Source organism: Rathayibacter sp. PhB127, from assembly GCF_003751665.1.
In the GTDB taxonomy this organism is placed as follows: Bacteria; Actinomycetota; Actinomycetes; order Actinomycetales; family Microbacteriaceae; genus Rathayibacter; species Rathayibacter festucae.
Genome location: NZ_RKHW01000001.1, coordinates 1,602,556 through 1,628,803, shown reverse-complemented (window position 1 = coordinate 1,628,803; position 26,248 = coordinate 1,602,556). Strand labels below are relative to the sequence as shown.

Below are 26,248 nucleotides of genomic sequence, written 5' to 3'. Positions count from 1 at the left end.
GGGAGCAGGTCAGTCGACCTGCACCAGCCGGCCCGGGTGCAGGGCGGCGTCGGCGGCGGGGGTCGTCTCGTAGGCGCGGCGGTAGTCGCGGCCGAAGTGCGACGCGCTGGCGTAGCCCACCGCTGCCGCCGCGCCCGCGGCCGTCTCGCCGCGCACCAGCAGGAGGCGCCGCGCCTCGCCCAGCCGCAGTCGGCGCAGGTAGCCGAGCGGCGACATCCCGGTCAGCTCGCGGAACCGCCGGGTGAGCGTCGGCACGCTCGTGCTCGCCTCGGCGGCCAGCGCGTCGAGCGTCCAGCCGTGCGCGAGAGCGGCGGTCATCGCGTCGACCGCCCGGGTCACCGCGGCCGAGCGGACGGCGGACGACGCCGACAGCAGGCGCGGCGCCTGGTCGCTCTGCAGCAGGCGGAGCACCAGCTCGCGCGACACCGCCGGCCCGAGCACCGGGATCTCCTCCGGTGCGTCCAGGAGCCGGAACAGGCGGTGCAGCGCGTCGGCGAGCTCCGGGGTGATCGTGCCGATCCGCTCCGGGATCGCCGCAGCGGGGCGGTGCGCGACGAGCCCGGCGACCTCGGCGACGAGCACCGGATCGAGGTGCCAATTGGCCGAGACGAAGTCGCCCTGCTCGCCGGTCTCGACGACGGCCGCGATCACCGGCAGGTCGACCGGCGTGATCAGGAAGCGGCCGGCGCCCCACTGCTCGTCCGAGTCGCCGACGATCGAGCGCTTGCGGCCGGAGAGGACGAGGCTCAGTGTCGGCGGGAAGCGCGTGTAGACCAGCGAGGTCGGCGCCGTGACCCGGTGCAGCCGCAGGTCCAGCGCGGCGGCGCGCTCCGGATGCTCCAGGTGCCGGCGGGCGAGATCGGCGGCGGCGGCGAGGTGCTGCCGGGTGCTCCCTGGCGCGGCGGTCACGAGCGGGGCAGCGCCGCGAGGGCGAGCTCGCCGATCTCGGCGACGCGCTCGGCGCTGCCGCCGTCGCGAGCCTGAGTCGACATCCCCGTCAGCACCGCGACGACGAAGGCCGCCGTCCGCGCCGCGTCGGTGCCGGCCGGCACATCCCGCTCCGCGATTCCCCGCTCGATGCGGGCGGCGATGACGTCCTCCATCGAACGGCGGCGCTCAGTGAGGCGCGGTTCGCTCAGCACGAAGCAGCCGGAGGGCGTGCCCGGGTCGGAGTAGCCCGCGGCGCTCGAGCGGACGACGGCGGCCAGCGCATCCCAGGCCGTCGGCGCGTCGAGGAGCCGGGCGAGGGCGGCGTCGGCGGTGTCGGCGTAGCAGCTCGCCGCGGCCCGGAAGAGCTCGTCCTTGTCGCCGAAGGCCGCGTAGAGGCTCGGCGCCGAGATGCCGATCTCGCGAGTGAGCACGGCGACCGTCGTCTCGTCGTAGCCGTCGCTCCAGAAGCGGCGCATCGCCGTATCGAGCGCCTCGTCGCGGTCGAAGCCCCTCGGTCGTCCTGCCATGCTCCGATTCTATAACAGTCGCTACGGAACGTGATAGCGTGCGTCGCACCAGTTCTTTATCGACCATTACAGAAAGGCCCTCCCATGCAGATCCAGGACTCCGTCGTGCTCGTGACCGGCGCCAACCGCGGCATCGGCGCCGAGTTCGTCCGGCAGCTGACGGCCCGCGGCGCCCGCACCGTCTACGCCGCAGCGCGGGACGCCTCGACGATCGCCGCCGCGCCGGGCGTCGTGCCGATCGCGCTCGACGTGACCGATCAGGACCGCATCGCCGAGCTCGCGGCGACCCTCGGCGACGTGTCGATCGTCGTCAACAACGCCGGCATCGCCCCCACCGTCGACTTCGTCACCGGCGACCTCGACGAGATCCGCCGCACCGTCGAGACCAACGCCTTCGCGCCGCTGATGCTCGCGCGCGCCTTCGCCGGGAGCCTCGGCCGCGCGGGTGGCGGCGCCGTGCTCAACGTGCTCTCCGTGTCGGCCTTCGTCTCGTTCCCGGGCTCGGAGTCGTACTCGATGTCCAAGGCCGCGGCCTGGAGCGTCACCGACGGCCTGCGCCTGGCCCTCGCCCCGCAGGGCACGCAGGTGCTCGGCCTGCACATGGGCCTCGTCGACACCGACATGGCCTCGTGGTCGGACGCTCCGAAGTCGAGCCCCGAGGCGATCGTGACGGCCGCCCTCGACGGCCTCGAGCGCGGCGCCGCCGAGGTCCTCGCGGACGATGTCGCCCGAGCGGTGAAGCCGGGGCTCGCCCTCGACCCGATCGAGCGCTACGCGGACGTGCTCGCCACCACCCGCTGACGCCTCATGCCGGTCGAGTAGCCGCGGGACGCGGCGCTGCGCGGGCCACTCGATCAGCATGGGAAGGCCGACACGAAGAGGACGCTCCCTCCCAGGAGTCGGAAGGGCGTGTCCGCCGCCCGCCATCATGCTGGTCGAGTAGCCCCGCAGGGGCGTATCGAGACCCGCCGTCACCAGCACGTCAGGTCTGCACACTCGCCCTGCCGACGCCGGGTGGAGGCCGATCCGCGATCTCCGACGCGGTGCGGCCACCGCTCCGCCTTCGCGGGAATAGAGTGGCCTCTAAGACGCAGAAGCGGAACTCCTTCCCGCTCCGTCGAACACCGGAAGGCTCCTCCATGACGCTCCCCCGCGCCGCCGCCGCACTGCTCTCCTCCGCGGCCCTCCTCGCGGCCCTGGCCGGCTGCTCCGCCTCGGCACCCGCCGAGTCCGCGACGCCCGAGGCCTCGAGCGGGTCGACCGCGACCAGCGAGCTCTCCGGCTCGATCACCGTCTACGCCGCCGCGTCGCTGAAGGGCACCTTCACCGAGATCGCGACGGCCTTCGAGGCCGAGCATCCGGGTACCGCCGTCGAGCTGACCTTCGCCGGCTCCTCCGACCTGGTGACCCAGATCACCAACGGCGCGCCCGCCGACGTGTTCGCCTCGGCCGACGAGAAGAACATGGCGAAGCTCACCGACGCCGACCTCATCGAGGGCGAGCCCGTCGACTTCGCGACCAACACCCTCGAGATCGCCGTCCCGCCGGCCAACCCCGCGGGCATCGCCTCTTTCGCCGACCTCGCCCGCGAGGGCGTGAAGACGGTCGTCTGCGCGGCGCAGGTCCCGTGCGGCGCCGCGACGGTCACCGTGGAGACCGCGACCGGCGTCGACCTCCAGCCTGTCAGCGAGGAGTCGTCGGTCACCGACGTCCTCGGCAAGGTCACCTCGGGGGAGGCCGACGCCGGCCTGGTCTACGTCACCGACGTCGCCGCCGCCGGCGACGCGGTGACCGGCATCGAGTTCACCGAATCGGCGCAGGCCGTGAACATCTACCCGATCGCCCCGGTCGCCGGCTCCGCGGACCCGGACCTCGCGGCCGCCTTCACCGCGTACGTCGCCGGTGACGAGGGCCGCCGTGTCCTCGCGGCTGCAGGATTCGGGGCCCCCGAGACAGGAGCACCCTGACCATGCCGCAGATCCGCATCAGGAACGCCGCCGACTACCTCGGCGTCAGCGACGACACCGTCCGCCGCTGGATCGAGAACGGCACCCTCGCGAGCAGCAAGGACGCCGCCGGCCGCAGCGTCGTCGAGGGGCTCGACCTCGCCCGGCTCGCCCGGCAGAACGCGATCCTCCCCGTCGACCCGAGCGAGGTGGGCCGCTCGGCGCGCAACCGCTTCGTCGGCATCGTCACCGAGGTCGTCTCCGACACCGTGATGGCGCAGGTCGAGCTGCAGTGCGGCCCGCACCGCGTCGTCTCGCTGATGTCCGCCGAGGCCGTCCGCGAGCTCGGCCTCGAGCCGGGCTCGCCCGCGATCGCGATCGTCAAGGCGACGATGGTCGTGGTGGAGACCCCGAGCGGCAAGGCGTGACGCGCTCGCCCGTGACCCGCTCGCCCGCGACCCGCCGGCCGGTGACGCTCTCCGCCGGAGTCCCCCGCTGGGTCGTCGCCGTCGCGGTCGTCGGCGGTGCCTTCGTCCTGCTGCCGCTGGTCGGCGTCCTCACCCGTGTCGACTGGGCCGGGTTCGTGCCGCTGATCACCTCGGACTCCTCGATCGCGGCGCTCCTGCTGAGCCTGCGCACCGCCACCGCCGCCACCGCACTCTGCCTCGTGATCGGCGTGCCGATGGCGCTGACGCTCGCGCGCACCTCCTTCCCCGGCCAGGGCCTGGTGCGCGCCCTCGTGCTGCTCCCGCTCGTGCTGCCCCCGGTGGTCGGCGGCATCGCCCTGCTCTACACCTTCGGCCGGCTCGGCCTGCTCGGCGGCGCCCTCGAGGCGCTCGGGATCCGGATCGCGTTCTCCACCACCGCGGTGATCCTCGCGCAGACCTTCGTCGCCCTCCCGTTCCTCGTGCTCAGCCTCGAGGGGGCGCTCCGCTCGGCCGGCGACCGCTACGAGAGCGTCGCCGCGACCCTCGGCGCCCGGCCCTCGACCGTGCTGCGCCGGGTCACCCTCCCGCTGATCCTGCCCGGGCTGCTCTCCGGCGCGATCCTCTCCTTCGCCCGCGCGCTCGGCGAGTTCGGCGCGACGCTGACCTTCGCCGGCAGTCTGCAGGGCGTGACCCGCACCCTCCCGCTCGAGATCTACCTGCAGCGCGAGACCGACCCGGACGCCGCCGTCGCCCTCTCGCTGGTGCTGGTCGTCGTCGCCGTCCTCGTGATCGGGCTCGCGCATCGGCGGCCGCGCGCCGCCCGGGCGGTGGTGCGTCCGTGACCCTCGAGATCGACGCGCGGCTGCACGCCCGCGGCGTCGAGGTCGCGCTGCGGGTCGAGACCGGGACGACCACGGCCGTCCTCGGCCCGAACGGCGCCGGCAAGTCCACGCTCGTCGGGCTGCTCGCCGGCCTCCTCCGCGCCGACGACGGACGCGCGGTCCTGGCCGGAGCGACCCTTTTCGACGCCGCCCGCCGCCTGCACCTGCCGCCGCACCGCCGCAGTGTCGCGCTGCTCGCCCAGGACCCGCTGCTCTTCCCGCACCTCAGCGTGCTCGACAACGTCGCCTTCGGGCCACGGAGCACCGGCGCCGGCCGCTCCGCCGCGGCCGAGACCGCGCGCACCTGGCTCGAGGCCGTCGACGCCGTCGACCTCGCCGACCGCCGCCCGGCACAGCTCTCGGGCGGGCAGGCGCAGCGGGTGGCCCTGGCCCGGGCGCTCGCCCCGAGTCCGGAGCTGCTGCTGCTCGACGAGCCGATGGCGGCCCTGGATGTCGCGGTCGCCCCGCTGCTGCGGCGGATGCTCCGCCGCGTCCTGCCCGGGCGGACCACGATCCTGATCACCCACGACGTGCTCGACGCCTACACGCTGGCCGACCGCGTCGTGGTGCTGCACGGCGGTCGGGTGATCGAGGACGGCCCCACCCACGAGGTGCTGGAGCGCCCGCAGAGCCCCTTCACCGCGGAGCTCGCCGCGCTCAATCTGCTGACGGGCACGGCGACCGGCACCGGGCTGCGGACCGACGACGGCGTGGAGCTGCGGGCGGCGGGCTCCGTCGCCGCGGGCGCGCGGGCAGCGGCCGCGTTCCGGCCCGCCTCCGTGACGGTCGCGCCGGCCCTGCCGGGATCGCCCGCCGCTGGCCGCGTCCGCGCCCGCATCCGCGACCTCGAGCGGCGCGGCGACCTCGTGCGGGTGCGCGCCGCCGGTATCGCGGCCGACCTCTCCCCCGCGCAGCTCGCCGCCCTCGGCGCGGGGATCGACGACGAGGTCGACTTCGTGATCGATCCGGAGGCGGTCGCGCTCTACCCGGCGCGCGGCGTCGCGGGCGGAGGGTAGCCCTCCGCGGCCCGCCCGAGAAGGGCCCCCTCGTGCGGCCTCTCCCGCGGGTAGCTTTCAGCCATGGCGCAGCGCAGCGAGACCGGGTCCGTGCCGTCGACCGCGATCGACGTCACCGTGAACGGCGAGTCGAGAGCGGTCGAGGTCGACAACCGCACCACGCTCCTCGATCTGCTCCGGGAGCGGCTCGACCTCACCGGCTCGAAGAAGGGCTGCGATCACGGCCAGTGCGGCGCCTGCACCGTGCTGCTCGACGGACGCCGGACCAACAGCTGCCTCGTGCTGGCGGTATCGGTCGACGGCCGCGAGGTGACCACGATCGAGGGCCTGGCCGACGGCGACGACCTGCATCCGGTGCAGCGGGCGTTCCTCGAGCGCGACGCCTACCAGTGCGGCTACTGCACCCCGGGGCAGATCTGCTCAGTGGTCGGGATGCTCGCCGAGGCGCGCGCGGGCATGCCCAGCCACGTCACCGCCGACCTGGGCGCCGACGACGTGCCCGACGACGTCGTGCTCGACGACGAGGAGGTGCGCGAGCGGATGAGCGGCAACCTCTGCCGCTGTGGCGCCTACGCGAACATCGTGCCCGCCGTCCACGACACGGCGGCGCACCCGAGCGAGACGGAGACCGCGCGATGAGGACCTTCGAGTACCAGCGGGCCGCGGACGTCGCCGACGCCGTGCGCCTGCTCGCCGCGTCGCCCGAGGCGAGGCCGCTCGCCGGCGGCACCAACCTCGTCGACCTGATGAAGCTCGGCGTCGAGCGCCCGGCGGGTCTCGTCGACGTCAGCCGCGTCGACTTCGGCGGCGTCGAGGAGACGGCCGAGGGCGGACTCCTGATCGGCGCGGGAGTCGCCAACAGCGACCTCGCCGCGCACCCGCTCGTCCGGCGCCGCTACCCGGCGCTCAGCCGCGCGCTGCTCGCCGGCGCCTCCGGTCAGCTGCGCAACCAGGCCTCGACCGGCGGCAACCTGCTGCAGCGCACCCGCTGCACCTCCTTCACCGACGTCTCGAAGCCGTGCAACAAGCGGGAGCCCGGCACCGGCTGCTCCGCACTGAAGGGCGTCTCCCGCGAGCTGGCGATCCTCGGCATCGCCACCGACGCCGACCCCGGGCACGTCTGCATCGCGACCCATCCCGGCGACATGGCCGTCGCGCTCACCGCGCTCGACGCCGCCGTCCGCTTCGAGACCGTCGACGGGCCGGCGAGCCTGCCGATCACCGACTTCTTCCGACTCCCCGGCGAGCACCCCGAGCGGGACACGAACCTGCCGGCCCGTGCGCTGATCACCGCCGTGGAGCTGCCGCCGCTGCCGTTCGCCGTGACCTCGACCTACCGCAAGGCCCGCGATCGCCGCTCCTACGCCTTCGCGCTCGGCTCGGTCGCCGCGGCCCTCGAGGTGACCGACGGGACCGTGACCGACCTCCGTCTGGCGCTCGGTGCCGCCGCCCACCTCCCGTGGCGCGCGCGGGTCGCGGAGGACCTGCTCCGCGGCGGCCCCGCGACCGTCGAGGCGTTCACGCGCGCGGCGGAGGCGGAGCTCGCCGCCGCGACGCCGACCGAGCAGAACGCCTTCAAGGTCCCGCTGCTCACCAGGCTGATCGTCGGCATCCTCGCCGAGCTCGCCGGACTCGACGAGGAGGTGGCGGCATGACCGCGCTCGGCACGGCATTGGGCACACCGCTGGGCGCACCACTGGGCACACCGCTGGCCCGGCTGGAGGGCCGCGAGAAGGTCACCGGCGCGGCCCGCTACGCCTTCGAGCACTCGCCGGAGGGACTGCTGCACGCCTGGCCGGTGCAGTCGACCGTCGCGACGGGCATGGTGCGGCGGATCGACGTCGACGCCGTGCTCGCGCTGCCCGGCGTGCACTCGGTGATCACCCCCGACTCCGCGCTGCCGCTCGAGGACGCGGACGACGGCGAGCTGCAGGTGCTGCAGTCGCACGCGGTCGCCTACCGCGGCCAGGTCATCGCACTCGTCCTCGCCGAGACGCTCGAGACCGCCCGCGAGGCCGCGGCCGCGCTGCGCGTCGAGTACGTCGACTCCGGGACCGACGTCGTGCTCACCGAGGACCAGCCGAAGCTCTACGCGCCGGAGCAGGTCAACGCCGGCTTCGCGACCGACAGCTCCGACGGCGACGTCGACGCGGCGATCGCGGCAGCGGCTTTCTCGATCGACGCGCGCTACTCCACGCCGGCGCTGTTCAACTCGCCGATGGAGCCGCACGCCTCGGTCGTCACCTGGTCCGACGGCCGCCTCGACGTCCTCGACTCCTCGCAGGGCACGAGCTCGGTGCAGTCGACCCTGGCGACGCTCTTCTCACTCGATCCCTCCGTGATCCGGGTGCGCAGCGAGCACGTCGGCGGCGGCTTCGGCTCGAAGGGCTCGCCGCGACCGAACGTGGTGCTCGCGACGATGGCGGCCCTCCTCACCGGCCGACCGATCAAGATCGCCTACACCCGGCAGATGATGTTCGCGCTGGCCGGCTACCGCACGCCGACGATCTCGCACGTCCGGCTCGCGGCCGATGCGGAGGGGCGGCTCACCGCGATCGCCCACGAGGCGTTCTCGCACACCTCCACGATCCAGGAGTTCGCCGAGCAGACCGGCGAGGCCACCCGCCACCTCTACGCGGCGCCGAACCGACTGGTCACCCACCGGGTCGCGGCGCTCGACGTGCCGACGCCGCGCTGGATGCGCGCCCCCGGCGAGTGCCCCGGCATGTACGCGCTCGAGTCGGCGATGGACGAGCTCGCGGTCGCCGCGGGGATCGACCCCATCGAGCTGCGGGTGCGCAACGAGCCGGACGTCGACCCCGATTCGGGCTCGCCGTTCTCCAGCCGGCACTACCTCGAGTGCTTCCGACGCGGAGCGGAGCTGTTCGGCTGGGAGAGCCGCGATCCGCGGGCCGGCAGGGACCGCCGCGGTCGCTGGCTCGTCGGCACCGGAGTCGCCGGCGCCACCTACCCCGTGCTCACCTCGCCGAGCGGAGCGCGGGCCACCGCGCTGCCCGGCGGCCGCTTCGTGATCGCGGTCAACGCGACCGACATCGGCCAGGGCGCCCGCACGGTGCTCACCCAGGTCGCCGCCGACGCGCTGGATGTGCCGGTCGACCGGATCGGGATCGTCATCGCCGACAGCGCGCTGCCGCAGGGCCCGGTCGCCGGCGGTTCCTCGGGGACCGGCTCCTGGGGCTGGGCCGTCACCAAGGCCTGCCACCGCCTGCTCGCCCTGCTGGCCGACGGGCAGCCGCTGCCCCCGGAGGGCCTCGACGTCGTCGTCGACACCACGGAGGACGTCGCCGGGATGGGCGACTTCGCCCGCTACGCCTACGGCGCCCACTTCGTCGAGGCGCGAGTGGACCTCGACTCGGGCGAGATCCAGGTGCCGCGGATGCTCGGCGTCTTCGCCGCGGGCCGCATCCTCAATCCGAGGACCGCCCGCTCGCAGTTCCTCGGCGGCATGACCATGGGCCTCTCGATGGCGCTGCACGAGCACGGAGCATTGGACCCGGTGCTCGGCGACTACGCCAACCACGACTTCGCGACGTACCACGTGGCGGCGAACGCCGACGTGCTCGACCTGCGCGCGGAGTGGCTGGACGAGGAGGACCCGCACCTCGCGCCGATGGGCGGCAAGGGCATCGGCGAGATCGGCAACGTGGGCACCGCCGCGGCCGTCGCCAACGCCGTCTTCCACGCCACCGGCGTCCGCGTCCGCGACCTCCCCGTGCAGCCCGACACGCTGCTCGCCGCCCTCCCGCCCCGCTTCTGACCGCCCTGCTGCCGACGGCGGGTCTCGATACGCCCCTGCGAGGCTGCTCGAACAGCATGATGTCGCCCCCGCGGAGCTGCTCGACCAGCATGGTGAGGCGACGCCGCGTCCGTTCGCTCAGCACCGAGCCGCGGATCGGCTGAGGCCCGGCAGCCGGCCGAAGGCGGCGACGACGACGGTCGCGGCGAACGGGAGGACGGCCCCGGCCGCGACGAGGCCGAGCCCGGGGAGGCTCGTCGCGAGCGCCAGCAGCAGGAGCAGCACCGCGCCCAGCATCACGGTGCAGAGCGGCCGCGCGAGCAGCAGCTGGGCCGTGGTGCGCAGCTGCCAGCGCGTCCGCTCCGCGAAGTGCGCGCGGACCACCCAGAACTCCACGGCGAACAGCGCGAAGAGGGCCGAGACCACGAGGAGGACGCCGGTCACCGCCACACCGAGTCCGTCGACCTCGACGCCGCCGAGGATCCGGCGGTCGACCCAGAGGACCGCGCCGACGCCGAGAAGGACGTACCCCGGCAGGTTCGCCCGCGGGAACTCGTCCCGCCAGGACCGCGCGAACAGCGAGACGGTCTGCCGGAGCGACCAGGGACCGTCGGCGTCGAGCAGCCGGGCGCGGTGCACCGCGTGCGCGGCGGCCACCGCGGGGAAGAACCCCGCGACCACCGCGCCGCGCAGCGTGAAGACGACCGTCGCCGCCGAGACGACCACGATCAGCAGCACGACCCGGCAGGCCGCCTCGTAGCGCTCGGCGAGCGACGCCATCAGCCCTTCACCGCCCCGACCAGGACGCCCTTGTCGAAGTAGCGCTGCAGGAACGGGTAGAGCACGAGCAGCGGCAGCGTCGAGACAATGATCACGCCGTACTTGATCTGATCGGCGGTCTCCTGCAGCTGCTGCGCGGACTGACCGCCGCTGCCGCCCTGGCCCGCGACCGACTGGTTCGCGAGCAGGATGCTCTGCAGCACGTTCTGCAGCGGCAGGAGCGAGGCGTCGCGGACGAAGACCAGACCCGTGAAGTAGTCGTTCCAGTGCCCGACGAAGTAGTACAGCCCGATCACGGCGATGATCGCGGCGGAGAGCGGGAGCACGATCCGCAGGAAGAAGCCGAGGTAGGTCACCCCGTCGATGCGGGCCGCGTCGTGCAGCTCCTCGGGGATCGAGGTCTCGAAGAACGACCGGGCGATGATCAGGTTGAACACGCTGAGGGCGCCCGGGAGCACGAACACCCACATCGAGTTCAGCAGCCCGAGATCGCGGTAGAGCAGGTAGTTCGGGATCAGCCCGCCGGAGAAGAACAGCGTGACCGCGAACACCAGCAGCAGCACCCGCCGCGGACGGAACTCGGGCCGGGAGAGCGCGAACGCCGCCGGGATCGTGACGAGGAGGTTCAGCGCCGTCCCGAGAACGGCGTAGACGACGGAGTTCCGGTAGCCGTTCCAGATCCGCTCGTCCTGCAGCAGCCGCTCGTAGCCCGAGAGCCGGAACCCCTCCGGGATCAGCGTGAGCCGCCCCGAGGAGACCGCACCCGGATCGGAGAACGACGCCACCACGATGAACCAGAGCGGGTAGAGCACGGCGAGCACGACGATCGCGATCAGGAGGCCGGCGACGGCGTCGATCACCCGGTCGAGCGGCCGCTTCGGCACCGTCCGGCGCCGTCGGCGCGGCGGGAGGGGTGCGCCGCCGCCGGCTCGGGCGTCGGCGACGGCGATGCCGCGGGTGTCCGGTGCGGGGGTCATGGACGTCCTCTCCCTCGGGGTCCAGGGGTCCCAGCGGCGGCTCGACCCTCCGCGCTCAGAAGACCCTCCGCGCTCAGAAGACACTGGAACCCGTGGCGCGCTTGGCGAGCTGGTTGGCCACGATCAGCAGGGTGAAGTTGATCACCGTGTTGAAGAGGCCGATGGCGGTGGAGTAGGAGAACTGATTGCTGAGGATGCCGATCTTGTAGGTGTAGGTCGCGATGACCTCCGCGGAGGACAGGTTGAGCGAGTTCTGCATCAGGTAGACCTTCTCGAAGCCGACGCTCAGCACCGACCCCATGTTGAGGATGAGCAGGATGGCCGCGGTCGGCAGGATCGTGGGGATGTCGACGTAGCGGATGAGACGGAGCCGCCCGGCGCCGTCGATCTTCGCGGCCTCGTAGAGCGACGTGTCGACGGTCGAGAGCGCGGCGAGGTAGATGATCGCGTTCCAGCCGCAGTGCTGCCAGACCTCGCTCACCCAGTAGATCGTCGAGAAGGCGTCCGGCTCGGCGAGGAGGTTCTGACCCGGCAGGAACCGGCCGAAAAGCCCGTTCTCGGGCCGCAGGAAGATGTTGATCATCGCGACGATCACCACGACCGAGATGAAGTGCGGCATGTAGGTGATCGTCTGCACGAAGCTCTTGAGCCGGCCGGCGCTGATCTGGTTGATCAGGAGCGCCAGCACGATCGGCGCGACGAATCCCATCGCGAGCGTCCAGAGGCTGATCTGCACGGTGTTCAGCACGATCGTCGAGAACAGCGGCGACTCGAAGAACTGCACGAAGTAGTCGAGGCCGACCCACTCCCCGCCGCTGAGCCCGCGCGCCGGGACGTAGGTCCGGAAGGCGAGCTGGAGTCCGTAGAGCGGCACGTAGGCGAAGACGGCGGTGAAGACCAGCGCCGGCAGCACCATCAGCCAGAGCTGCCACTGGTTCCGCACGCTCCGGAGGGCGCGCAGCGGCCGGGGCGGGACCGGGAGCGGGAGCGTCGTCCCCGCGGCCGGGGCGACGGGTGCCCCGGCCGCGGACGCGTCGAGAGCCGTCCGTGTCATGACGTCGCGGTGGCGAGGTCGTAGGCCTTCTGCCAGAGCTCGACGTTCTGCACGAGGCCGATCGACTCGAGCTGGGCGACGTACTCGTCCCACTCGTCGTCGACCCCGCCCTCCGCGATCCACTGCGACGTCTTCTGCAGCGCGAAGTTGAGCACGGCGGTGTCGTTGTTGGCGGCGGTGATCGCGTCCTCGGCGGACAGCCGGACGTAGTCGGGCATCAGATCGCGCACGTGGTCGTAGTGCGAGTACTGCTCGGTGTAGACGTCGTCCACCTCGCGGAGATCGTCCCGGTTCCAGTCGCCGTTCAAGGTGACGGAGTCGGGGATCCAGCCGGCCAGGCGGTCGGCGAGCGCGGGGTCGCGACCGTCCGCGACGGCGGCCCGGTACGCCTCGGTGACCGAGTACGTGCCGTCGCCGTCGTCGGTGACGAACTCGGGGATCGATCCGGTGAACTGCTGGATCGAGTACTTCTCGCTGTAGAGGGCGTCGACCACCTTCCACACGCACTCGTCGCCCGCCGCGGCCGCCGAGACGGCGAGCTTCCCGCCCTCGTACTCGTTGTCCGAGCCGTCCCAGACCACGTCCTCCGCGGACATGCTCGCGGAGGCGGCGGGAGCGGGCATCGCCACGTACTGGTCGCGGAGATCCCCGAAGTCGGCGAGCGACCAGCCGAAGATCAGGCCGATCTGCGCGGTCTCCCCGTCCCCCGCCTGAGCGGCGTAGTACGCCGAATCGTCCTTGGTGAGCGCGTCGGCCGGGATGAGGCCGGCCGCGAGCAGCTCGTGCAGGTACGCGACCACCCGGCGGTACTCGTCCGAGACGAGGAAGTTGGCGACCCGTCCGTCGGAGACATGGATCCCCTGCGCCGACGGGCCCTTGTTGAACGAGGTCGCGATGCCGGTGGAGTTCAGCAGCAGGAACGGGCTGTACCAGCCGAAGCCGGCGGTCTCAAGGCGGCGGACGTTGAACGGGACCTCGTCCGCCTGCCCATTGCCGTTCGGGTCCTGTGTCTTGAACGCCTGCAGCACCGTCGTCAGCTCGTCCCAGGTCCGCGGGACCTCGAGGCCGAGGGCGTCGAGCCAGGCCCGGTTGATCATCATGTGCTGACCGGAGCCGCGGTAGCCGCTGCCGCGGGACGAGGAGAGCGAGTGGATCTCGCCCTTCTCGTTCTCGACCAGCCGGCGCGCGTCGGGCTTCTCCTCGAAGAACCGGCGCACGTTCGGCAGATCGTCCAGGTGCGGCGCGATGTCCTCGAAGAGGCCCGGGTACTGCACCGCGTCGTTCGCGCCGACGGCCCGGAGCGCGATGTCCGGCACGTCCCCCGCGGCGAGCGAGGGGTTCTTCTGCTGGTTCCACGCGGTGTCGTCGATCGTGTTCCAGTTCACCGTGCAGCCGGTCTCCGCCGCGAGCGCCGCGGCCCAGGGGGTCTCGCCGACCGGCACCTGCGCCGTGCTCTGCGCGACGAGGACGTCGACGGCGCCGTCGTCCGCGGCCGGACCGCTGTCCGTGCAGGCCGCCAGGCCCGCCGTCAGCGCGAGCGCGGTCGCGCCGGCGAGCGATCGCCGGACCAGGGTGTTCGTGACGAGGGGCATGGTGTTCTTCTCCATCGAAGGGTGAGCGGCAGGGTTCGCGGCGGCCCGTGACCGTTCACGTGAACGGTCACGGACCACGAGTGCCCACACGCTAAGCTGGCGGCCGTCGACCTGTCAAGGCAGCTGTCGCCGAAGACGCGACCCGCTGACGCCATATGCGTGTTGCCAGACGAGACCGAGAAAGGGAGGGCCGCCGTGGACCGCTCCGGCGAACCGCCGATGCCCCCTCATCCGCCGAGAGACCAGCCGGGTCGGCGCGCCACCATCCGCGACGTCGCCCGGGAGGCCGGCGTCTCGCGGCAGACCGTGACGCGCGCGATGAACGGCATGTCCGAGATCAGCGCCGCCACCCGCGAGCGCGTGCTCGCCGTGAGCGAGGCCCTCGGCTACGTCCCCAGCCGGTTCGCCGCCAACATGGCCCGGCAGAAGAGCATCGCGGTCGGCCTGGTGATCACCTCGCTGCGGAACCCGTACTACACCGATCTCGCCGCCGACCTGCTGGAGGAGTTCGCCGCGCGCGGCTGGCAGGTCGTCGTCGTCGCCGAGACGAACGAGTCCGAGGAGCAGATCGTCGCGGACCTGGCCACCCAGGTCGACGTCATCGTCGGCTATCTCGCCCGGGAGAGCCTGGAGTCGATCCGCCGGGCGGCGCGCGGAGTGCCGGTCCTGCTGATCGAGCGCGACGACGAGCTGCCGGGCGTGCACGCCATCGCCGTGGACTTCGCACCCGGGATGCGCGCGCTGGTCGCCGGGCTGCGCGAGCGCGGGGCGCGCACCATCGGGATGCTCGACCACGCCGAGCCGGACGAGTACGCCCCGAGCGCGCGCCGGCTGCGGTTCGAGGAGTGCCTCGCGCCCGGCGAGGCCGCGCTCGTCGCGACCGGCGGCGAGACCATCGCGGGTGGAGCCGACGCCTTCGGCGAGCTGCTGGCCGCGCACCCCGAGGTCGACGCCGTCATCGCGTTCAACGACATGATGGCGCTCGGCGCCCTGCAGCGGGCGAGCCGCCTCGGGCTCGAGGTCCCGCGCGACGTCCGCATCGCGGGGATCGACGGCCTGAGCCTGGGCGCGGCGATGCTCCCGAGCCTGACCTCGCTCACCATCGACCGCGCGCTGATCGCCCGGGCGGCGGCGCTCCGGCTGGCGGAGCTGCTGTCCCCCGGCGGCGCGGGCGGTGCGGGTGCCGCGGGTCCGATGACGGTCGTCACGCCGTGGCCGGAGTGGCGGGACAGCGCATGAGGATCACCGCTCCGTCCCCCCGCCGGCACCGGCCGCGGGAGCGCGCCCTAGCCGACGGCCGTCGGCCGGTCAACGCGGTCATCCCGATCCGCTCCGCTCCGTACGCTGAGGACCCGGGCCGAGAGGCCCCAGGAGACGGGGGAACCATGCTGCAGGTGACGGTGTCCGAGCGGACGTACCTCCTCGCCGCGGACGCGACGATGGAGCGGACGAAGCAGGACGTGCTCGAGGCGATGCGCACCGCCCCGGCCTTCCTGTCCCTCACGACGGTGCTCGGCGGGCGGGTCGAGGTGCTGCTGACGGCGGCCAGCTCGGTCGTGCTCGAGCTGCACGACGAGGCTCCGCTCCCGACGGCCCCGCACGGCGATGCGGCGCCGGACTACGACGACCTCTACGGCGTCGACTACCTCTGACCCTCCGCGGTGCGCGGCCCGGTGCGACCGGCCCCGGTGCCGTGTCGGAGGCCGGTCGTAGACTGGATCCCCCATGCGCAGACACAGCCTGACCCCGCGTCCCGACTGGCGAGACCGCTGCGACGAGGTCGGCTTCAGCTTCTACGACCTCCCCTCCGAGGGCGGCCGGCCCTACTGGAACGAGTCGGCGGCCTACGGCTTCGCGCTCGCCGAGATCGAGCTGCTCGAAACGGCGACCCGGGAGCTCTTCGACCGCTGCATGGACGCCTGCGAGCACGTCGTCCGCACCGGCCGCCTCGCGGAGTTCGGCATCCCGGAGCGCTTCCACGAGCTGGTCCGCACCTCCTGGGACGAGGACGACCCCACGGTCTACGGGCGGTTCGACCTCGCCTACGACGGCGAGGGCGCGGTGAAGCTCCTCGAGTTCAACGCCGACACCCCGACCTCGCTGGTCGAGACGGCCGCCGCGCAGTGGCAGTGGCTGGAGGAGACGCGCGGCCCCGAGGCCGACCAGTTCAACGGCCTGCACGAGCAGCTCGTCGAGCAGTGGCGGCACCTCCGCGTCGACCGCTGGCAGCTGGACGAGGGCGCACGGCTGCACCTCGCCTCGCTGCACGACTCCGGCGACGGCGAGCTGATCGTCGAGGACGCGGACACCGTCGCGTACATGGCCGAGACCGCGGCGCAGGCGGGTTTCGACCCGAAGCTGATCTTCGTGGAGGACATCCGCTACGAGCTCGACGGCGCCGGCTTCCTCGACGCCGACGGCGAGCCGATCCGGCGGATCTTCAAGCTCTACCCCTGGGAGTGGATGCTCGGCGAGCAGTTCGGCGGGCTCCTGCTCGACCGGCGCGAGCGCACCCGCTGGGTCGAGCCGGCCTGGAAGCTGCTGCTCAGCAACAAGCAGCTGCTCGTGGTGCTCTGGGAGCTGTTCCCGGGCCACCCGAACCTGCTCCCCGCCTCCGTCGAGCCGCTCGTCGGCACGGCGCAGGTGCGCAAGCCCCGGCTCGGCCGGGAGGGCGCGAACGTGACGATCCTCGACGCGGTCGTCGCGGAGAACGGCGGCGCCTACGGCGAGGAGGGCTTCGTGCACCAGGCCCGGGCCGATCTCGCCCGGATCGACGGCCGGACGGTCGTGATCGGCAGCTGGATCGTCGGCGAGACGCCGGCCGGCATCGACGTCCGCGAGACCGGCGGACCGATCACCGGGGACCTCGCGGAGTTCGTGCCGCACTTCATCGAGGAGGGCCGGACCGCCCGCGACGAGCCCGTCTTCGGCCGCCCCGACCAGGGCGGCCCCGGGCACGGCCGACCCCAGGACACGCGAGCCCAGGACACGCGACCCCAGGACGCGCGGGAGAACCGCCCGCAGGACGAGGAGACCCGATGACCACCCCCGACGACCGGCCCGACCACCGCCCCCAGGACGCTCCGCAGGACTCCCCCGCCGGCGACCCGGGCACCACCCGCACCCGCCGCCGGTCCGGCGACGTCGGCATCAGCGGCATCGCCTCGAAGCGGCGCGGCCTCGTCATCGGCGGCGTCGTCGCGGTCGGCGTGCTCGGCCTCGCGGTCGCGCTGAACTCCGCGAACCCCTCGACCGACGGCGTGGTCACCACCGGCGCCGACGGCCAGGACTACGTCATCCCCGAGAACGCCGAGCGCCCGGTCTACGCCAGCCGCGAGGACTGCCTGGCGGACGTCCGGGAGCAGATCGCGCAGCTGCAGGCCCAGGGCGAGGAGGTCGGCGACGATCCCGAGCAGCTCTGCGAGGCGACCGACGAGTACCGCGGGCACTACGCCGGCGGCTTCTGGGTCGGCCCGCTGATCTTCGCGTCGTCGCGCTGGAACTCGACCCGCGCCACCAGCTGGGCGCCGGTCACCACCGGCGGCTTCGCGGCGCGCGGGGCGACCCAGCCCGACGTGGTGCAGAAGGCGCCGGCCGGAGCGGCTCCCGGCTCGAAGGCCACCCTCGCGGGCGGCTTCGGCGGCACGGGCAAGTCCGGCTTCGGCTCGCACGTCGGCGGCTGAGCGGCGCCCCCGAGGGGCTTCTCAGCGGCGGGCGTCGCGGAGCTGGTCCAGCGCGGCCCGCACGTCGCGGCGCACGTCCTTGTCCGGGTCGCGGACCATCGAGGTCAGCGTCTGCTCGACGCTCGCCGCGAACTCGCCCTTCGCGTCGCGCCCCGAGCCGATCCCCGCGACCGCGGCGGCGACGAGCGCCCGCGCACCGGCCGCGCGGACCCGTGCGTGCTCGTCGGTGGTGAGCCGCGCCAGCTTCTTCTGCCCGCCGAGGACCCGCTCGGCGCAGACCCGGGCGCACATCTCGCGCACGCGCCAGGCCGGGTTGGCCAGCCCGGCGAGGACCGCGTCGGCCGCCGTGTCGTCCCAGACGTAGAGCAGGGCGCGCGCGCCCCACAGCTCCGGCCAGTACAGCGACGGAGCACCCTGCAGGACGCCCGCCGCGTGCTCGCCGCCGACGGTGAGCAGGAAGGCCTCGCCCTCGTAGCCGCCGGTCAGCAGCGCGGCCGAGCGCAGGGCGACCGCGCGCTCGCCCTCGCGGGCGACTTGGGCGCGCAGGCGCTCCTCGAGCGGATCGGTGAGGGTGACGGAGGGTTCGCTGTCGGATGCCATAGGGCCACCAGCGTAGTCGCGGCGCCGTCGTCCCCGGCGAGGGGGATGCGGCGGCCCGGCCTCCGTCGCTAGCGTGCAGGGATGTCACGAATCACGCGCCACGGCGCTCCCGCGCGTCTCGGCGCCGCCACTGCCACTGCCACTGCCACCGCCGCCGCCCTCCTCGTCCTCCTCGCCGGCTGCTCCTCCTCCGCCGGCACCGACTCCGGCAGCGACGCCGACTCCATCGACACGGCCGCCGCGACCGGCGACACGATCACCGGCGACGGCTACTCCTACTCCGTGCCCGAGGGCTGGGGCACCCCCGACGCCGACCCCGCGAGCATGGGCGCGGACACCCTCGCGGCCGACCTCACCGACACCGACGGCTTCGCCGACAACGTGAACGTCGTGCTCAGCCCCGCCGGCGAGGTCTCCGCCGAGCAGGTCGAGGGCGCCGGCGTCACCGAGCTCGAGAACGCCGGGGCCACCGACGTCGAGGCCAACGACCGCGTCGTCGTCGCGGGAGCCGAGTCCGCGCACCTCAGCGCGAACCTCAGCGCGTCCGGCACCAGCTACGCCGTCGAGCAGTACTACGTCACCGACGAGGGCCAGACCTACGTCGTCACCTTCTCGTTCAGCCCCACCGTGGACGACGACCAGCGCGAGGCCGTCGCCGAGTCGGTCCTCGCCTCGTGGACCTGGGCCTGATCCTGACGTGAGCTTGACGTGAGCCTGCTCCGGCCGCCGCCTCAGCCGCGCGGCCGGAGCAGGAAGTCGACGTGCCCGAGCACGGACGCCGCGACGAGCGGCCGGCGTCCGACGACGGGCAGGATGATCGCCCCGAGGATCGAGAGCCCGAGCTCGTCGACCGGGGCGTCGGCCGGGAGCTGCCCCGCCTCGATCGCCTTCGCGAAGCGGTCCGAGAGCGTCTGGTCCACGCCGAACGCGCGGCCCAGGCGCTCCCCCACGGCGGCGTCCTCCGCGCCGGCCGCGATCAGCGAGCGGACCAGCGACGCGCCGGGCTCACTGCCCGCGAGCTCCAGGATCGGCGCGAGCCACACCCCGAGGTCGCGGCGGAGATCGCCGGTGTCCGGGAGCTGCACCTCGATCGCGACGAGCCGGCCCTCGATCATGCAGTCGGCGATCAGCGCACCGCGGGAGGGCCACCACCGGTAGACGGTCTGCTTGGAGACCCCGGCGTCCTTCGCGATGCCCTCCATCGTGAGATGGTCCCAACCCCGCTGCAGGAACAGCCGGGCGGTCGCCTCGAGGACCGACTCGCGTGCCGCGGCGCTGCGGACCGGTCCGCTCCGGTGCTCCGTCATGCGACGAGCGTACAGCGGCTCTAGACGAGACGTACCGTATGATCTAGCGACCGCCGCCACCGCCCACGCCTGACCTCCTCTCGATCGGACATCCCCTTGGCCTCCCTGCTGTTCCGTCTGGGCACCTTCGCCGCTCGCCGCGCCTGGGCGGTGATCGTCGCCTGGGTCGTGATCCTCGGCGTCGCGGTCGGCACCTTCCTCGCGGTCGGCGGCACGCTCACCAACAGCTTCGACATCCCGGGCACCGCGTCCGGCGCCGTCACCGACCAGCTGGCCGAGAAGCTGCCGGACACCGCCGGCGGCACCGGCACCGTCGTCTACCGCACGGCGGACGGCTCCGCGCTGACCGCGGAGCAGGAGTCCGCGATCTCGGCGCTGGCCGCCTCCGCCGAGGACCTCGAGGGCGTCGCCGCCGTCGTCGATCCGTTCGCCGCGCGCCAGTCGCAGCTCGACGGAGCACAGCAGCTCGCCGACGGCCGGGCCCAGCTCCAGGCCGGGAAGGAGCAGATCGATGCCGGGCAGGCGCAGCTCGACGCGGGTCAGGCCCAGCTCACGGCGGGCCAGCAGCAGCTGACCGCGGCCCGCGAGCAGGCGGTCGCCGCCGGCGCTCCGGAGCAGCAGCTCGCCGCCCTCGACGCCCAGCAGGCGCAGCTCGACACCCAGCAGGCCGAGCTCACCGCGCAGCAGGCGGCACTCGACGCCTCCCGCACCGAGCTCGAGGTCGGCGCGGCACCGCTCGACCAGGGCGAGGAGCTGCTCGCCCTCGCGGACGGCATCGGCGTCGTCTCGGCGGACGGCTCGACCGCCATCGTCAACGTGTCCTTCACCGAGCCGCGCCTGGAGCTCCCGGAGGAGGTCAAGCAGGGCGTCATCGACCACTTCGAGTCCGCACCGGTCGCCGGCGCCGACGTCACGTTCGCGACCGATCTCGCCCAGGGCGTCCCGCAGATCTTCGGTGTCGGCGAGGCGGTCGGCCTGGTCTTCGCCGGTGTCGTCCTGATCGTGATGCTGGGCTCGCTCGTCGCCGCCGCGCTCCCGATCGTCACCGCCCTGGTCGGCGTGGGCGTCGGCGTCACCGCCTCGCTCTCCTTCTCGGGCGTCATCGACATGGCCTCGGTCACCCCGGTCCTCGGCGTGATGCTCGGCCTCGCGGTCGGCATCGACTACTCCCTCTTCATCGTCAACCGGCACCGCAAGCAGCTGCTCTCGGGCGTCGAGGTGCGCGAATCGATCGGCCTCGCCAACGGCACCTCCGGCACCGCGGTCGTCTTCGCCGGCTCGACGGTCGTCGTCGCGCTGCTCGCCCTGAACGTCACCGGCATCCCGTTCCTCGGCCTGATGGGGACGGTCGGCGCGGTCTGCGTCGCGGTCGCCGTGCTGATCGCGGTCACGCTCGCCCCGGCGATCCTCGGCCTGCTCGGCAGCCGGCTCCTGCGCCGGAAGGCCCGCTCGGCCGTCGTGCACCACGCGGCGATCAAGACGGTCGCGCCGATGTCGACCCTGCGCGCGGTCCTCACCGTCGTCGGCACCGTCGCCGTGCTGCTGGTCATCGCGATCCCCGCGCTCTCGATGCGCCTCGGCCTGCCGGACGGCGCGAGCGAGCCCGAGGGCTCGACCAGCGCCCGCACCTTCGAGATCGTCGGCGACGAGTTCGGCGCCGGCGCGAACGGCCCGCTGCTGGTGACCGCGACGGTCCCCGGCGGGGTCGCCGACGACGCGCTGCTCGCCACCCAGGTCGACGTCGCCCGCACCATCGCCGAGCAGGACGACGTCGTCGCCGTGGCGCCCGTCGCCACCTCCGACGACGGCACGCTGCTCGCCTTCCAGGTGCTGCCGACCGAGGGCCCGAACAGCGCCTCGACCGAGGCCCTCGTGCAGGACCTCCGCGCCCTGCCGCCGGTGGACGACGACATCGTCCTCGGTGTCGCCGGCCAGGCGGCCACCAACATCGACATCTCCGAGGGGCTGAACGACGTCCTGCCGACCTACCTCGCGGTCGTCGTCGGACTCTCGCTGCTGATCATGATCCTGGTGTTCCGCTCGCTGCTCGTGCCGCTGATCGCGACCGGCGGCTTCATCCTGTCGCTGTTCGCGACCTACGGGCTGATCGTCGCGGTCTTCCAGTTCGGCTGGGGCGCCGACCTGATCGGGTTGCACTCGACCGGGCCGATCCTGAGCTTCCTGCCGGTGATCCTGGTCGGCATCCTGTTCGGGCTGGCGATGGACTACCAGCTGTTCCTCGCCTCGGGGATGCGCGAGGCCTACGTGCACGGGGCGAACGCGCGGCTCGCCGTCGCGCAGGGCTTCCAGGCCGGCAAGGCGGTCGTGATCGCGGCGGCGCTGATCATGGTGGCGGTCTTCGGCGGCTTCATCTTCTCCGAGTCGACCATCATCCGCTCGATGGGCTTCGGCCTGGCCTTCGGCGTCCTGCTCGACGCGTTCGTCGTCCGGATGCTGCTGATGCCGGCGCTGATGCACCTGCTCGGCCGCTCGGCCTGGTGGCTCCCCCGCTGGCTCGACCGGCTCCTCCCGGACGTCGACCTGGAGGGCGCCGCGCTCGAGCGGACGCACCCGCACCCGCACAGCTGAGCCCCGCGGCTAGATTGGCGGGGTGACTGCCGCCCCGGACTCCCGCGCCTGGCGCCGGTCGCCGGCCACGCCCGACCAGCGCCGGGCCGACGTCGCGACCGCCGCCGCGCTCTTCGGCGCCGCCGTGCTCTCGCTGGTGCTCGGCCGCGCGATCGGGCTGTTCACCGATCCCGCGTCGCCCGCGCTGAGCGCCGCAGTGCTCGCCGTCGTCATCCTCCCGCTCGCGTTCCGGCGGACGGCGCCCGTCGCGGTCCTCGCCGTCATCGGGGCCGCGTTCCTGCTGGTCGGCGAGCTGAAGGTGCCGGAGCTGACGATCAGCAACATCGCGCTGTTCATGGCGCTCTACAGCGTCGGCGCCTGGGAGCAGAACCGGACGCGGGCGGGCTGGGCGCGCGGCGTGCTGGTCGCCGTGATGGCGGTCTGGCTGCTGATCACCTTCTTCCGCGCGAGCACCCAGGACCTCGACTTCGAGGGAGCCGGGATCGGCGCGCTCACGCCGATCGCGGCCTACATGCTCCAGCAGATCCTGATCAACGTCCTCTACTTCGCCGGCGCCTGGTGGTTCGGCGACCACGCCTGGGCCTCCGCCCGCCAGCGCGCTCTCACCGACCTGCGCACCCGCCAGCTCGAGGAGGAGCAGTCGACCGTCGCCCGCCAGGCGATCACGATCGAGCGCCTGCGGATCGCGCGCGAGCTGCACGACGCGGTCGCCCACCACGTCTCGCTGATGGGGGTCCAGGCCGGAGCGGCGCGGATGCTCGTCGACGCCGACCCCGCGAAGGCGCACGAGCAGCTCCAGGCGCTGGAGGGCACCTCCCGCGCGGCGGTCGGCGAGCTCTACCAGCTGCTCGGCACGCTGCGCGACGAGGAGTCCGCGCTCGACCCGGTCACGGCCTCGCTCGATCTGAGCGGGTTGCCGGTGCTGGTCCGCGACGCCGAGTCCTCCGGCCTGCGCGTGACGCTCGAGGTGGTCGGCGAGCCCGTCGAGCTCCCCGCGCTGGTGGGGCTGAACCTCTACCGGATCGCCCAGGAGTCGCTCACCAACGTCCTCAAGCACGCCGGTCCCGGCACCCGGGCGCGCGTCCACCTGCGCTACCAGGGCGACTCGGTGGAGCTCGAGATCGCGGACGACGGACTCGGGCGGCCGGGTCCGCGCCCGCGCGGCGGCGGGCTCGGCCTGCTCGGGATGCGCGAGCGCGCGGCGACCCTCGACGGCACGGTGGAGGCGGGGCCGCGGGCCGGCTTCGGCTGGGTCGTCCGCGTCACCGTGCCCCTGGCGGTCCGGGCATGAGCGGCGGTCCGGGCACGAGCGGCGCTGCGGGCGGCGTGCGCGTCGTCCTCGTCGACGACCACGCGCTGATGCGGCAGGGCATCCGCACGATCCTCTCGCTGCAGGCCGGCATCGAGGTCGTGGGCGAGGCGTCCAGCGGCGAGGAGGCCGTCGAGGTGGTCGCGCGCACCCGGCCCGACGTCGTCTGCATGGACGTGGAGATGCCCGGCATCGGCGGGCTCGAGGCGACCCGGCGGATCCTCGCGGAGCCCGGAGCGACGGCCCAGGTGCTCGTGCTGACCACCTTCGAGCGCGAGGACTACCTGCTGGCGGCGCTCGAAGCCGGCGCCAGCGGCTTCCTGCTCAAGAACTCGCCGCCGGAGCGCCTCGTCGCGGGCGTCCGCGCGATCGCCGACGGCGACGCCCTGCTCGCGCCCGAGCTGACCCGCACGGTGATCGAGCGCGCCGTCGCCCGCGAACGGGAGCGCACGCCGCTCGCCGAGCCGCCGGTGGGGCACAGCGCGCAGCTCGGCGCGGCGCCCGAGAACCTGACCGCCCGCGAGACCGAGGTGCTCCGCCTGCTCGCGCAGGGCCTCTCCAACGACGAGATCGCCGAGCTGCTGGTCGTCGGCCGCGCCACGGTCAAGACGCACGTCTCGAACGTGCTCGCCAAGCTCTCCCTCCGCGACCGGGTGCAGGCCGTCGCCTTCGCCTACCGCTCCGGCCTGGTCGACCCGCGGCGGCCGTCGGACGCTCCTCCGTCCTGAGGTGGAGACCGCCGTTCACCCCCGCGCCGGAGGTGTCGGAGACGCGCCCTCCGTAGCGTGGAGGGGTCAGTCGGATCCGAGGAGGTCGCATGCTCAGCGTGCAGAACATCAGTCGCAGTTTCGGGACGCACCGCGCCGTCGACGACGTCAGCTTCGATGTCGGTCGGGGCCGGCTCACCGGCTTCGTCGGCGGGAACGGCGCCGGGAAGACCACGACCATGCGGATGATCCTGGGCGTCCTCCGGCCGGACTCCGGCGAGGTGACCCTGGACGGCACGCCGGTCGGCCAGGCCGCGCTGCACGGCTTCGGCTACATGCCCGAGGAGCGCGGCCTCTACCCGAAGATGGAGATCGGCGAGCAGCTCGCCTACCTCGCTCGGCTGCACGGCATCGAGAAGGCCACCGCCGTCCAGCGGGCGGACGACCTGCTCGAGCGCCTCGGCCTGATCGAGCGCCGGCGCGACAAGCTCGAGGCGCTCTCACTCGGCAACCAGCAGCGCGTGCAGGTGGCGGCCGCCCTCGTGCACGACCCGGACGTCCTGATCATGGACGAGCCGTTCTCCGGCCTCGATCCGCTCGCCGTCGACGACGTCGTCACGGTGATCGCCGAGCACGCGGCCCGGGGCATCCCGGTGCTGTTCTCCTCGCACCAGCTGGACGTGGTCGAGCGGCTCTGCGACGACCTCGTGATCATCGCCGGCGGCCAGGTGAAGGCCGCGGGCGAGCGCGAGGCGCTGCGCGAGCAGTACTCCGGCGACCGCTGGTCGCTCGAGACGGACGGCGACGCGGGCTGGGTCCGCGGCGTCCCCGGTGTCGAGGTGGCGGAGCTGGCCGGCACGTCGGTGCTCTTCCACGCGGACCGGGCGGCGGCCGACGCCGTGCTGCGGGCCGCCGTCGAGCGCGGCACCGTGGCGTCGTTCCGGCCCGTGCGGCCGACCCTCGGGGAGATCTTCCGGGACATCGTGGTGAGCGCGCCCGCGGGCGCCGAGAAGAAGACGGAGGCGGTCCGATGACGACGAGCAGCACGAGGAGCGCGAGCGGCACCGGTGCCCAGGACGGCCGGCTGAGCACCTGGGGCGCGACGCTCCTGGTCGCCGAGCGCGAGATCCTCTCCCAGATCCGGTCGAAGGCGTTCCTGGTCTCGACGGTCATCACGCTCGTGCTGGTCATCGGCGGCATCGTCCTCGGGAACGTGCTGAGCAACCGCACCGCCGACGCGACCCCCGTGGCGGTGGTCGGCTCCGCGGCGTCCTCGCTGGCCGCCGCCGACGCCCTCGACGTCACCGAGGTCGGCAGTGTCGCGGAGGCGGAGGAGCTGGTGCGCTCGGGCGACGTCGATGCCGCGCTCGTCCCGAGCGACGACGCCATCGGCTTCTCGGTGCTCGCCCTCGACGAGGCGCCGGAGGGCCTGGTCTCGGCGCTGTCCGTCAGCCCCGCCGTCGAGCTGCTCGAGCCCTCGCAGACGCCGTCGGGCCTGCGCACGCTGATCGGACTGGCGTTCGGGCTGGTGTTCATGCTCGCCGTGCTGGGCTCGGGCGCGACCATCATGCAGAACACGGTGCAGGAGAAGCAGTCGCGCATCGTCGAGATCCTGCTCGCCGCGGTGCCCGCCCGGGCGCTGCTCGCCGGCAAGATCCTCGGCAACTCGGTGATCGGCGTCGGCACGGCCGCCGCGATCGCCGCCGCGTCGGCCCTCGGGCTGGCGATCACAGGGCAGACCGAGCTGCTCGACCTGCTCTCGGCGCCGCTGATCTGGTTCGTCGTGTTCTTCGTCTTCGGCTTCGTCCTGGTCGCGAGCGTCTTCGCGGCCGGCGCCGCGCTCGTCTCCCGCCAGGAGGACACCGGCTCGGTGATGACCCCCGCGATGATGCTCGTGATGGTGCCCTACTTCGGCGTCGTCGTCTTCGGCGACAACCCGCTGGTGATGACGATCCTGTCCTACGTGCCCTTCAGCGCCCCGGTCGCGATGCCGGTCCGGCTCTTCTTCGGCGAGGCGGAGTGGTGGGAGCCGCTGGTCTCGCTCGGCCTCCTCGTCGTCGCCACCGCGGCCGTGATGGCCGTCGCCAGCCGCATCTACACCAACTCCCTGCTGCGGATGGGCTCCCGCGTCCGCCTCCGCGACGCCCTGACCGCGAGCTGACCCG

General features: G+C 73.3%; 26 protein-coding genes. 18 read left to right on the top strand and 8 right to left on the bottom strand.

From position 1 onward, the window contains the following. Positions 1-9: 9 nt before the first annotated feature. Positions 10-909: an AraC family transcriptional regulator gene (locus EDF22_RS07775; RefSeq protein ID WP_123703715.1), complete on the bottom strand. Its 900-nt coding sequence runs from the start codon at positions 907-909 to the stop codon at positions 10-12. Then, positions 906-1,457: a TetR/AcrR family transcriptional regulator gene (locus tag EDF22_RS07770; RefSeq protein ID WP_123703713.1), complete on the bottom strand. Its 552-nt coding sequence runs from the start codon at positions 1,455-1,457 to the stop codon at positions 906-908. The genes EDF22_RS07775 and EDF22_RS07770 overlap by 4 nt, the downstream gene beginning before the upstream one ends. An 84-nt stretch (positions 1,458-1,541) precedes the next feature. Between EDF22_RS07770 and EDF22_RS07765 the strand changes: the two genes are divergently transcribed. The 8 genes from EDF22_RS07765 to EDF22_RS07730 all read left to right on the top strand — a co-directional run bounded on the left by EDF22_RS07765 (position 1,542) and on the right by EDF22_RS07730 (position 9,506). Continuing rightward, positions 1,542-2,258, top strand: coding sequence for an SDR family oxidoreductase (locus tag EDF22_RS07765; RefSeq protein WP_123703711.1), 717 nt, complete (start codon positions 1,542-1,544; stop codon positions 2,256-2,258). A 338-nt stretch (positions 2,259-2,596) separates the two neighbouring features. Further along, the gene (modA, locus tag EDF22_RS07760) at positions 2,597-3,424 is read left to right on the top strand and encodes a molybdate ABC transporter substrate-binding protein (RefSeq protein WP_123703709.1); all 828 of its coding nucleotides are present in this window, start codon (positions 2,597-2,599) and stop codon (positions 3,422-3,424) included. Between the two features lie 2 nt (positions 3,425-3,426). Continuing rightward, positions 3,427-3,831, top strand: a complete 405-nt coding sequence (locus tag EDF22_RS07755; protein ID WP_123703707.1) for a molybdopterin-binding protein — start codon at positions 3,427-3,429, stop codon at positions 3,829-3,831. Next, complete coding sequence (locus tag EDF22_RS07750) at positions 3,828-4,673, top strand: ABC transporter permease (protein ID WP_397460137.1); 846 nt, start codon at positions 3,828-3,830, stop codon at positions 4,671-4,673. The genes EDF22_RS07755 and EDF22_RS07750 overlap by 4 nt, the downstream gene beginning before the upstream one ends. Then, complete coding sequence (locus EDF22_RS07745) at positions 4,670-5,728, top strand: sulfate/molybdate ABC transporter ATP-binding protein (protein WP_123703705.1); 1,059 nt, start codon at positions 4,670-4,672, stop codon at positions 5,726-5,728. The genes EDF22_RS07750 and EDF22_RS07745 overlap by 4 nt, the downstream gene beginning before the upstream one ends. Positions 5,729-5,791: 63 nt before the next feature. Continuing rightward, complete coding sequence (locus tag EDF22_RS07740) at positions 5,792-6,367, top strand: 2Fe-2S iron-sulfur cluster-binding protein (protein WP_123703703.1); 576 nt, start codon at positions 5,792-5,794, stop codon at positions 6,365-6,367. Next, on the top strand, positions 6,364-7,383 hold the full coding sequence (locus EDF22_RS07735) for a xanthine dehydrogenase family protein subunit M (protein ID WP_123703701.1): 1,020 nt from the start codon (positions 6,364-6,366) through the stop codon (positions 7,381-7,383). The genes EDF22_RS07740 and EDF22_RS07735 overlap by 4 nt, the downstream gene beginning before the upstream one ends. Next, on the top strand, positions 7,380-9,506 hold the full coding sequence (locus EDF22_RS07730) for a xanthine dehydrogenase family protein molybdopterin-binding subunit (protein ID WP_123703699.1): 2,127 nt from the start codon (positions 7,380-7,382) through the stop codon (positions 9,504-9,506). The genes EDF22_RS07735 and EDF22_RS07730 overlap by 4 nt, the downstream gene beginning before the upstream one ends. A 117-nt stretch (positions 9,507-9,623) precedes the next feature. On the opposite strand, the gene EDF22_RS07725 is transcribed toward EDF22_RS07730, so the two are convergent. From EDF22_RS07725 to EDF22_RS07710, 4 genes are all read right to left on the bottom strand, one after another. Further along, positions 9,624-10,265 (bottom strand): YesL family protein, encoded by a 642-nt coding sequence (locus EDF22_RS07725; protein ID WP_123703697.1) that lies wholly within the window; start codon positions 10,263-10,265, stop codon positions 9,624-9,626. Next, positions 10,265-11,242 carry a carbohydrate ABC transporter permease gene (locus tag EDF22_RS07720; RefSeq protein WP_123703695.1) on the bottom strand — a complete coding sequence of 326 codons (978 nt, stop codon included), beginning with the start codon at positions 11,240-11,242 and terminating at the stop codon, positions 10,265-10,267. The genes EDF22_RS07725 and EDF22_RS07720 overlap by 1 nt, the downstream gene beginning before the upstream one ends. A gap of 73 nt (positions 11,243-11,315) precedes the next feature. Further along, entirely contained in the window at positions 11,316-12,296 is a 981-nt protein-coding gene (locus EDF22_RS07715) for a sugar ABC transporter permease (protein ID WP_123703693.1), read from the bottom strand. After that, the gene (locus tag EDF22_RS07710; RefSeq protein ID WP_221180892.1) at positions 12,293-13,888 is read right to left on the bottom strand and encodes an extracellular solute-binding protein; all 1,596 of its coding nucleotides are present in this window, start codon (positions 13,886-13,888) and stop codon (positions 12,293-12,295) included. The genes EDF22_RS07715 and EDF22_RS07710 overlap by 4 nt, the downstream gene beginning before the upstream one ends. 219 nt (positions 13,889-14,107) lie before the next feature. Here EDF22_RS07710 and EDF22_RS07705 point away from each other — a divergent pair, with 219 nt between their 5' ends. From EDF22_RS07705 to EDF22_RS07690, 4 genes are all read left to right on the top strand, one after another. Then, the gene (locus tag EDF22_RS07705) at positions 14,108-15,127 is read left to right on the top strand and encodes a LacI family DNA-binding transcriptional regulator (protein WP_148059142.1); all 1,020 of its coding nucleotides are present in this window, start codon (positions 14,108-14,110) and stop codon (positions 15,125-15,127) included. 146 nt (positions 15,128-15,273) lie between these two features. Then, on the top strand, positions 15,274-15,540 hold the full coding sequence (locus EDF22_RS07700; protein ID WP_123445913.1) for a hypothetical protein: 267 nt from the start codon (positions 15,274-15,276) through the stop codon (positions 15,538-15,540). Between the two features lie 73 nt (positions 15,541-15,613). Beyond that, a complete protein-coding gene (locus tag EDF22_RS07695; RefSeq protein ID WP_123703689.1) occupies positions 15,614-16,930 on the top strand; it encodes a glutathionylspermidine synthase family protein in 1,317 nt (438 codons plus the stop codon). Then, on the top strand, positions 16,927-17,571 hold the full coding sequence (locus tag EDF22_RS07690) for a hypothetical protein (protein WP_123703687.1): 645 nt from the start codon (positions 16,927-16,929) through the stop codon (positions 17,569-17,571). Before EDF22_RS07695 ends, EDF22_RS07690 begins: the two co-directional genes overlap by 4 nt. A gap of 21 nt (positions 17,572-17,592) precedes the next feature. On the opposite strand, the gene EDF22_RS07685 is transcribed toward EDF22_RS07690, so the two are convergent. Beyond that, positions 17,593-18,171 (bottom strand): HEAT repeat domain-containing protein, encoded by a 579-nt coding sequence (locus tag EDF22_RS07685; protein ID WP_164874455.1) that lies wholly within the window; start codon positions 18,169-18,171, stop codon positions 17,593-17,595. 81 nt (positions 18,172-18,252) lie between these two features. Here EDF22_RS07685 and EDF22_RS07680 point away from each other — a divergent pair, with 81 nt between their 5' ends. Further along, positions 18,253-18,861, top strand: coding sequence for a hypothetical protein (locus tag EDF22_RS07680; RefSeq protein ID WP_123703685.1), 609 nt, complete (start codon positions 18,253-18,255; stop codon positions 18,859-18,861). Positions 18,862-18,902: 41 nt separating this feature from the next. Here the strand turns inward: EDF22_RS07680 and EDF22_RS07675 are convergent, their stop codons facing one another. Beyond that, positions 18,903-19,478, bottom strand: coding sequence for a TetR/AcrR family transcriptional regulator (locus EDF22_RS07675; RefSeq protein WP_123703683.1), 576 nt, complete (start codon positions 19,476-19,478; stop codon positions 18,903-18,905). 96 nt (positions 19,479-19,574) lie between these two features. Here EDF22_RS07675 and EDF22_RS07670 point away from each other — a divergent pair, with 96 nt between their 5' ends. From EDF22_RS07670 to EDF22_RS07650, 5 genes are all read left to right on the top strand, one after another. Continuing rightward, positions 19,575-22,067, top strand: a complete 2,493-nt coding sequence (locus EDF22_RS07670; protein WP_123703681.1) for an MMPL family transporter — start codon at positions 19,575-19,577, stop codon at positions 22,065-22,067. Positions 22,068-22,089: 22 nt separating this feature from the next. After that, positions 22,090-23,358 carry a sensor histidine kinase gene (locus EDF22_RS07665; protein WP_123703679.1) on the top strand — a complete coding sequence of 423 codons (1,269 nt, stop codon included), beginning with the start codon at positions 22,090-22,092 and terminating at the stop codon, positions 23,356-23,358. Further along, entirely contained in the window at positions 23,355-24,104 is a 750-nt protein-coding gene (locus EDF22_RS07660) for a response regulator transcription factor (protein ID WP_123703677.1), read from the top strand. The genes EDF22_RS07665 and EDF22_RS07660 overlap by 4 nt, the downstream gene beginning before the upstream one ends. Positions 24,105-24,193: 89 nt before the next feature. Continuing rightward, positions 24,194-25,117, top strand: a complete 924-nt coding sequence (locus EDF22_RS07655; protein WP_123703675.1) for an ABC transporter ATP-binding protein — start codon at positions 24,194-24,196, stop codon at positions 25,115-25,117. Continuing rightward, a complete protein-coding gene (locus EDF22_RS07650) occupies positions 25,114-26,244 on the top strand; it encodes an ABC transporter permease (protein ID WP_123703673.1) in 1,131 nt (376 codons plus the stop codon). Before EDF22_RS07655 ends, EDF22_RS07650 begins: the two co-directional genes overlap by 4 nt. Positions 26,245-26,248 lie beyond the last annotated feature (4 nt).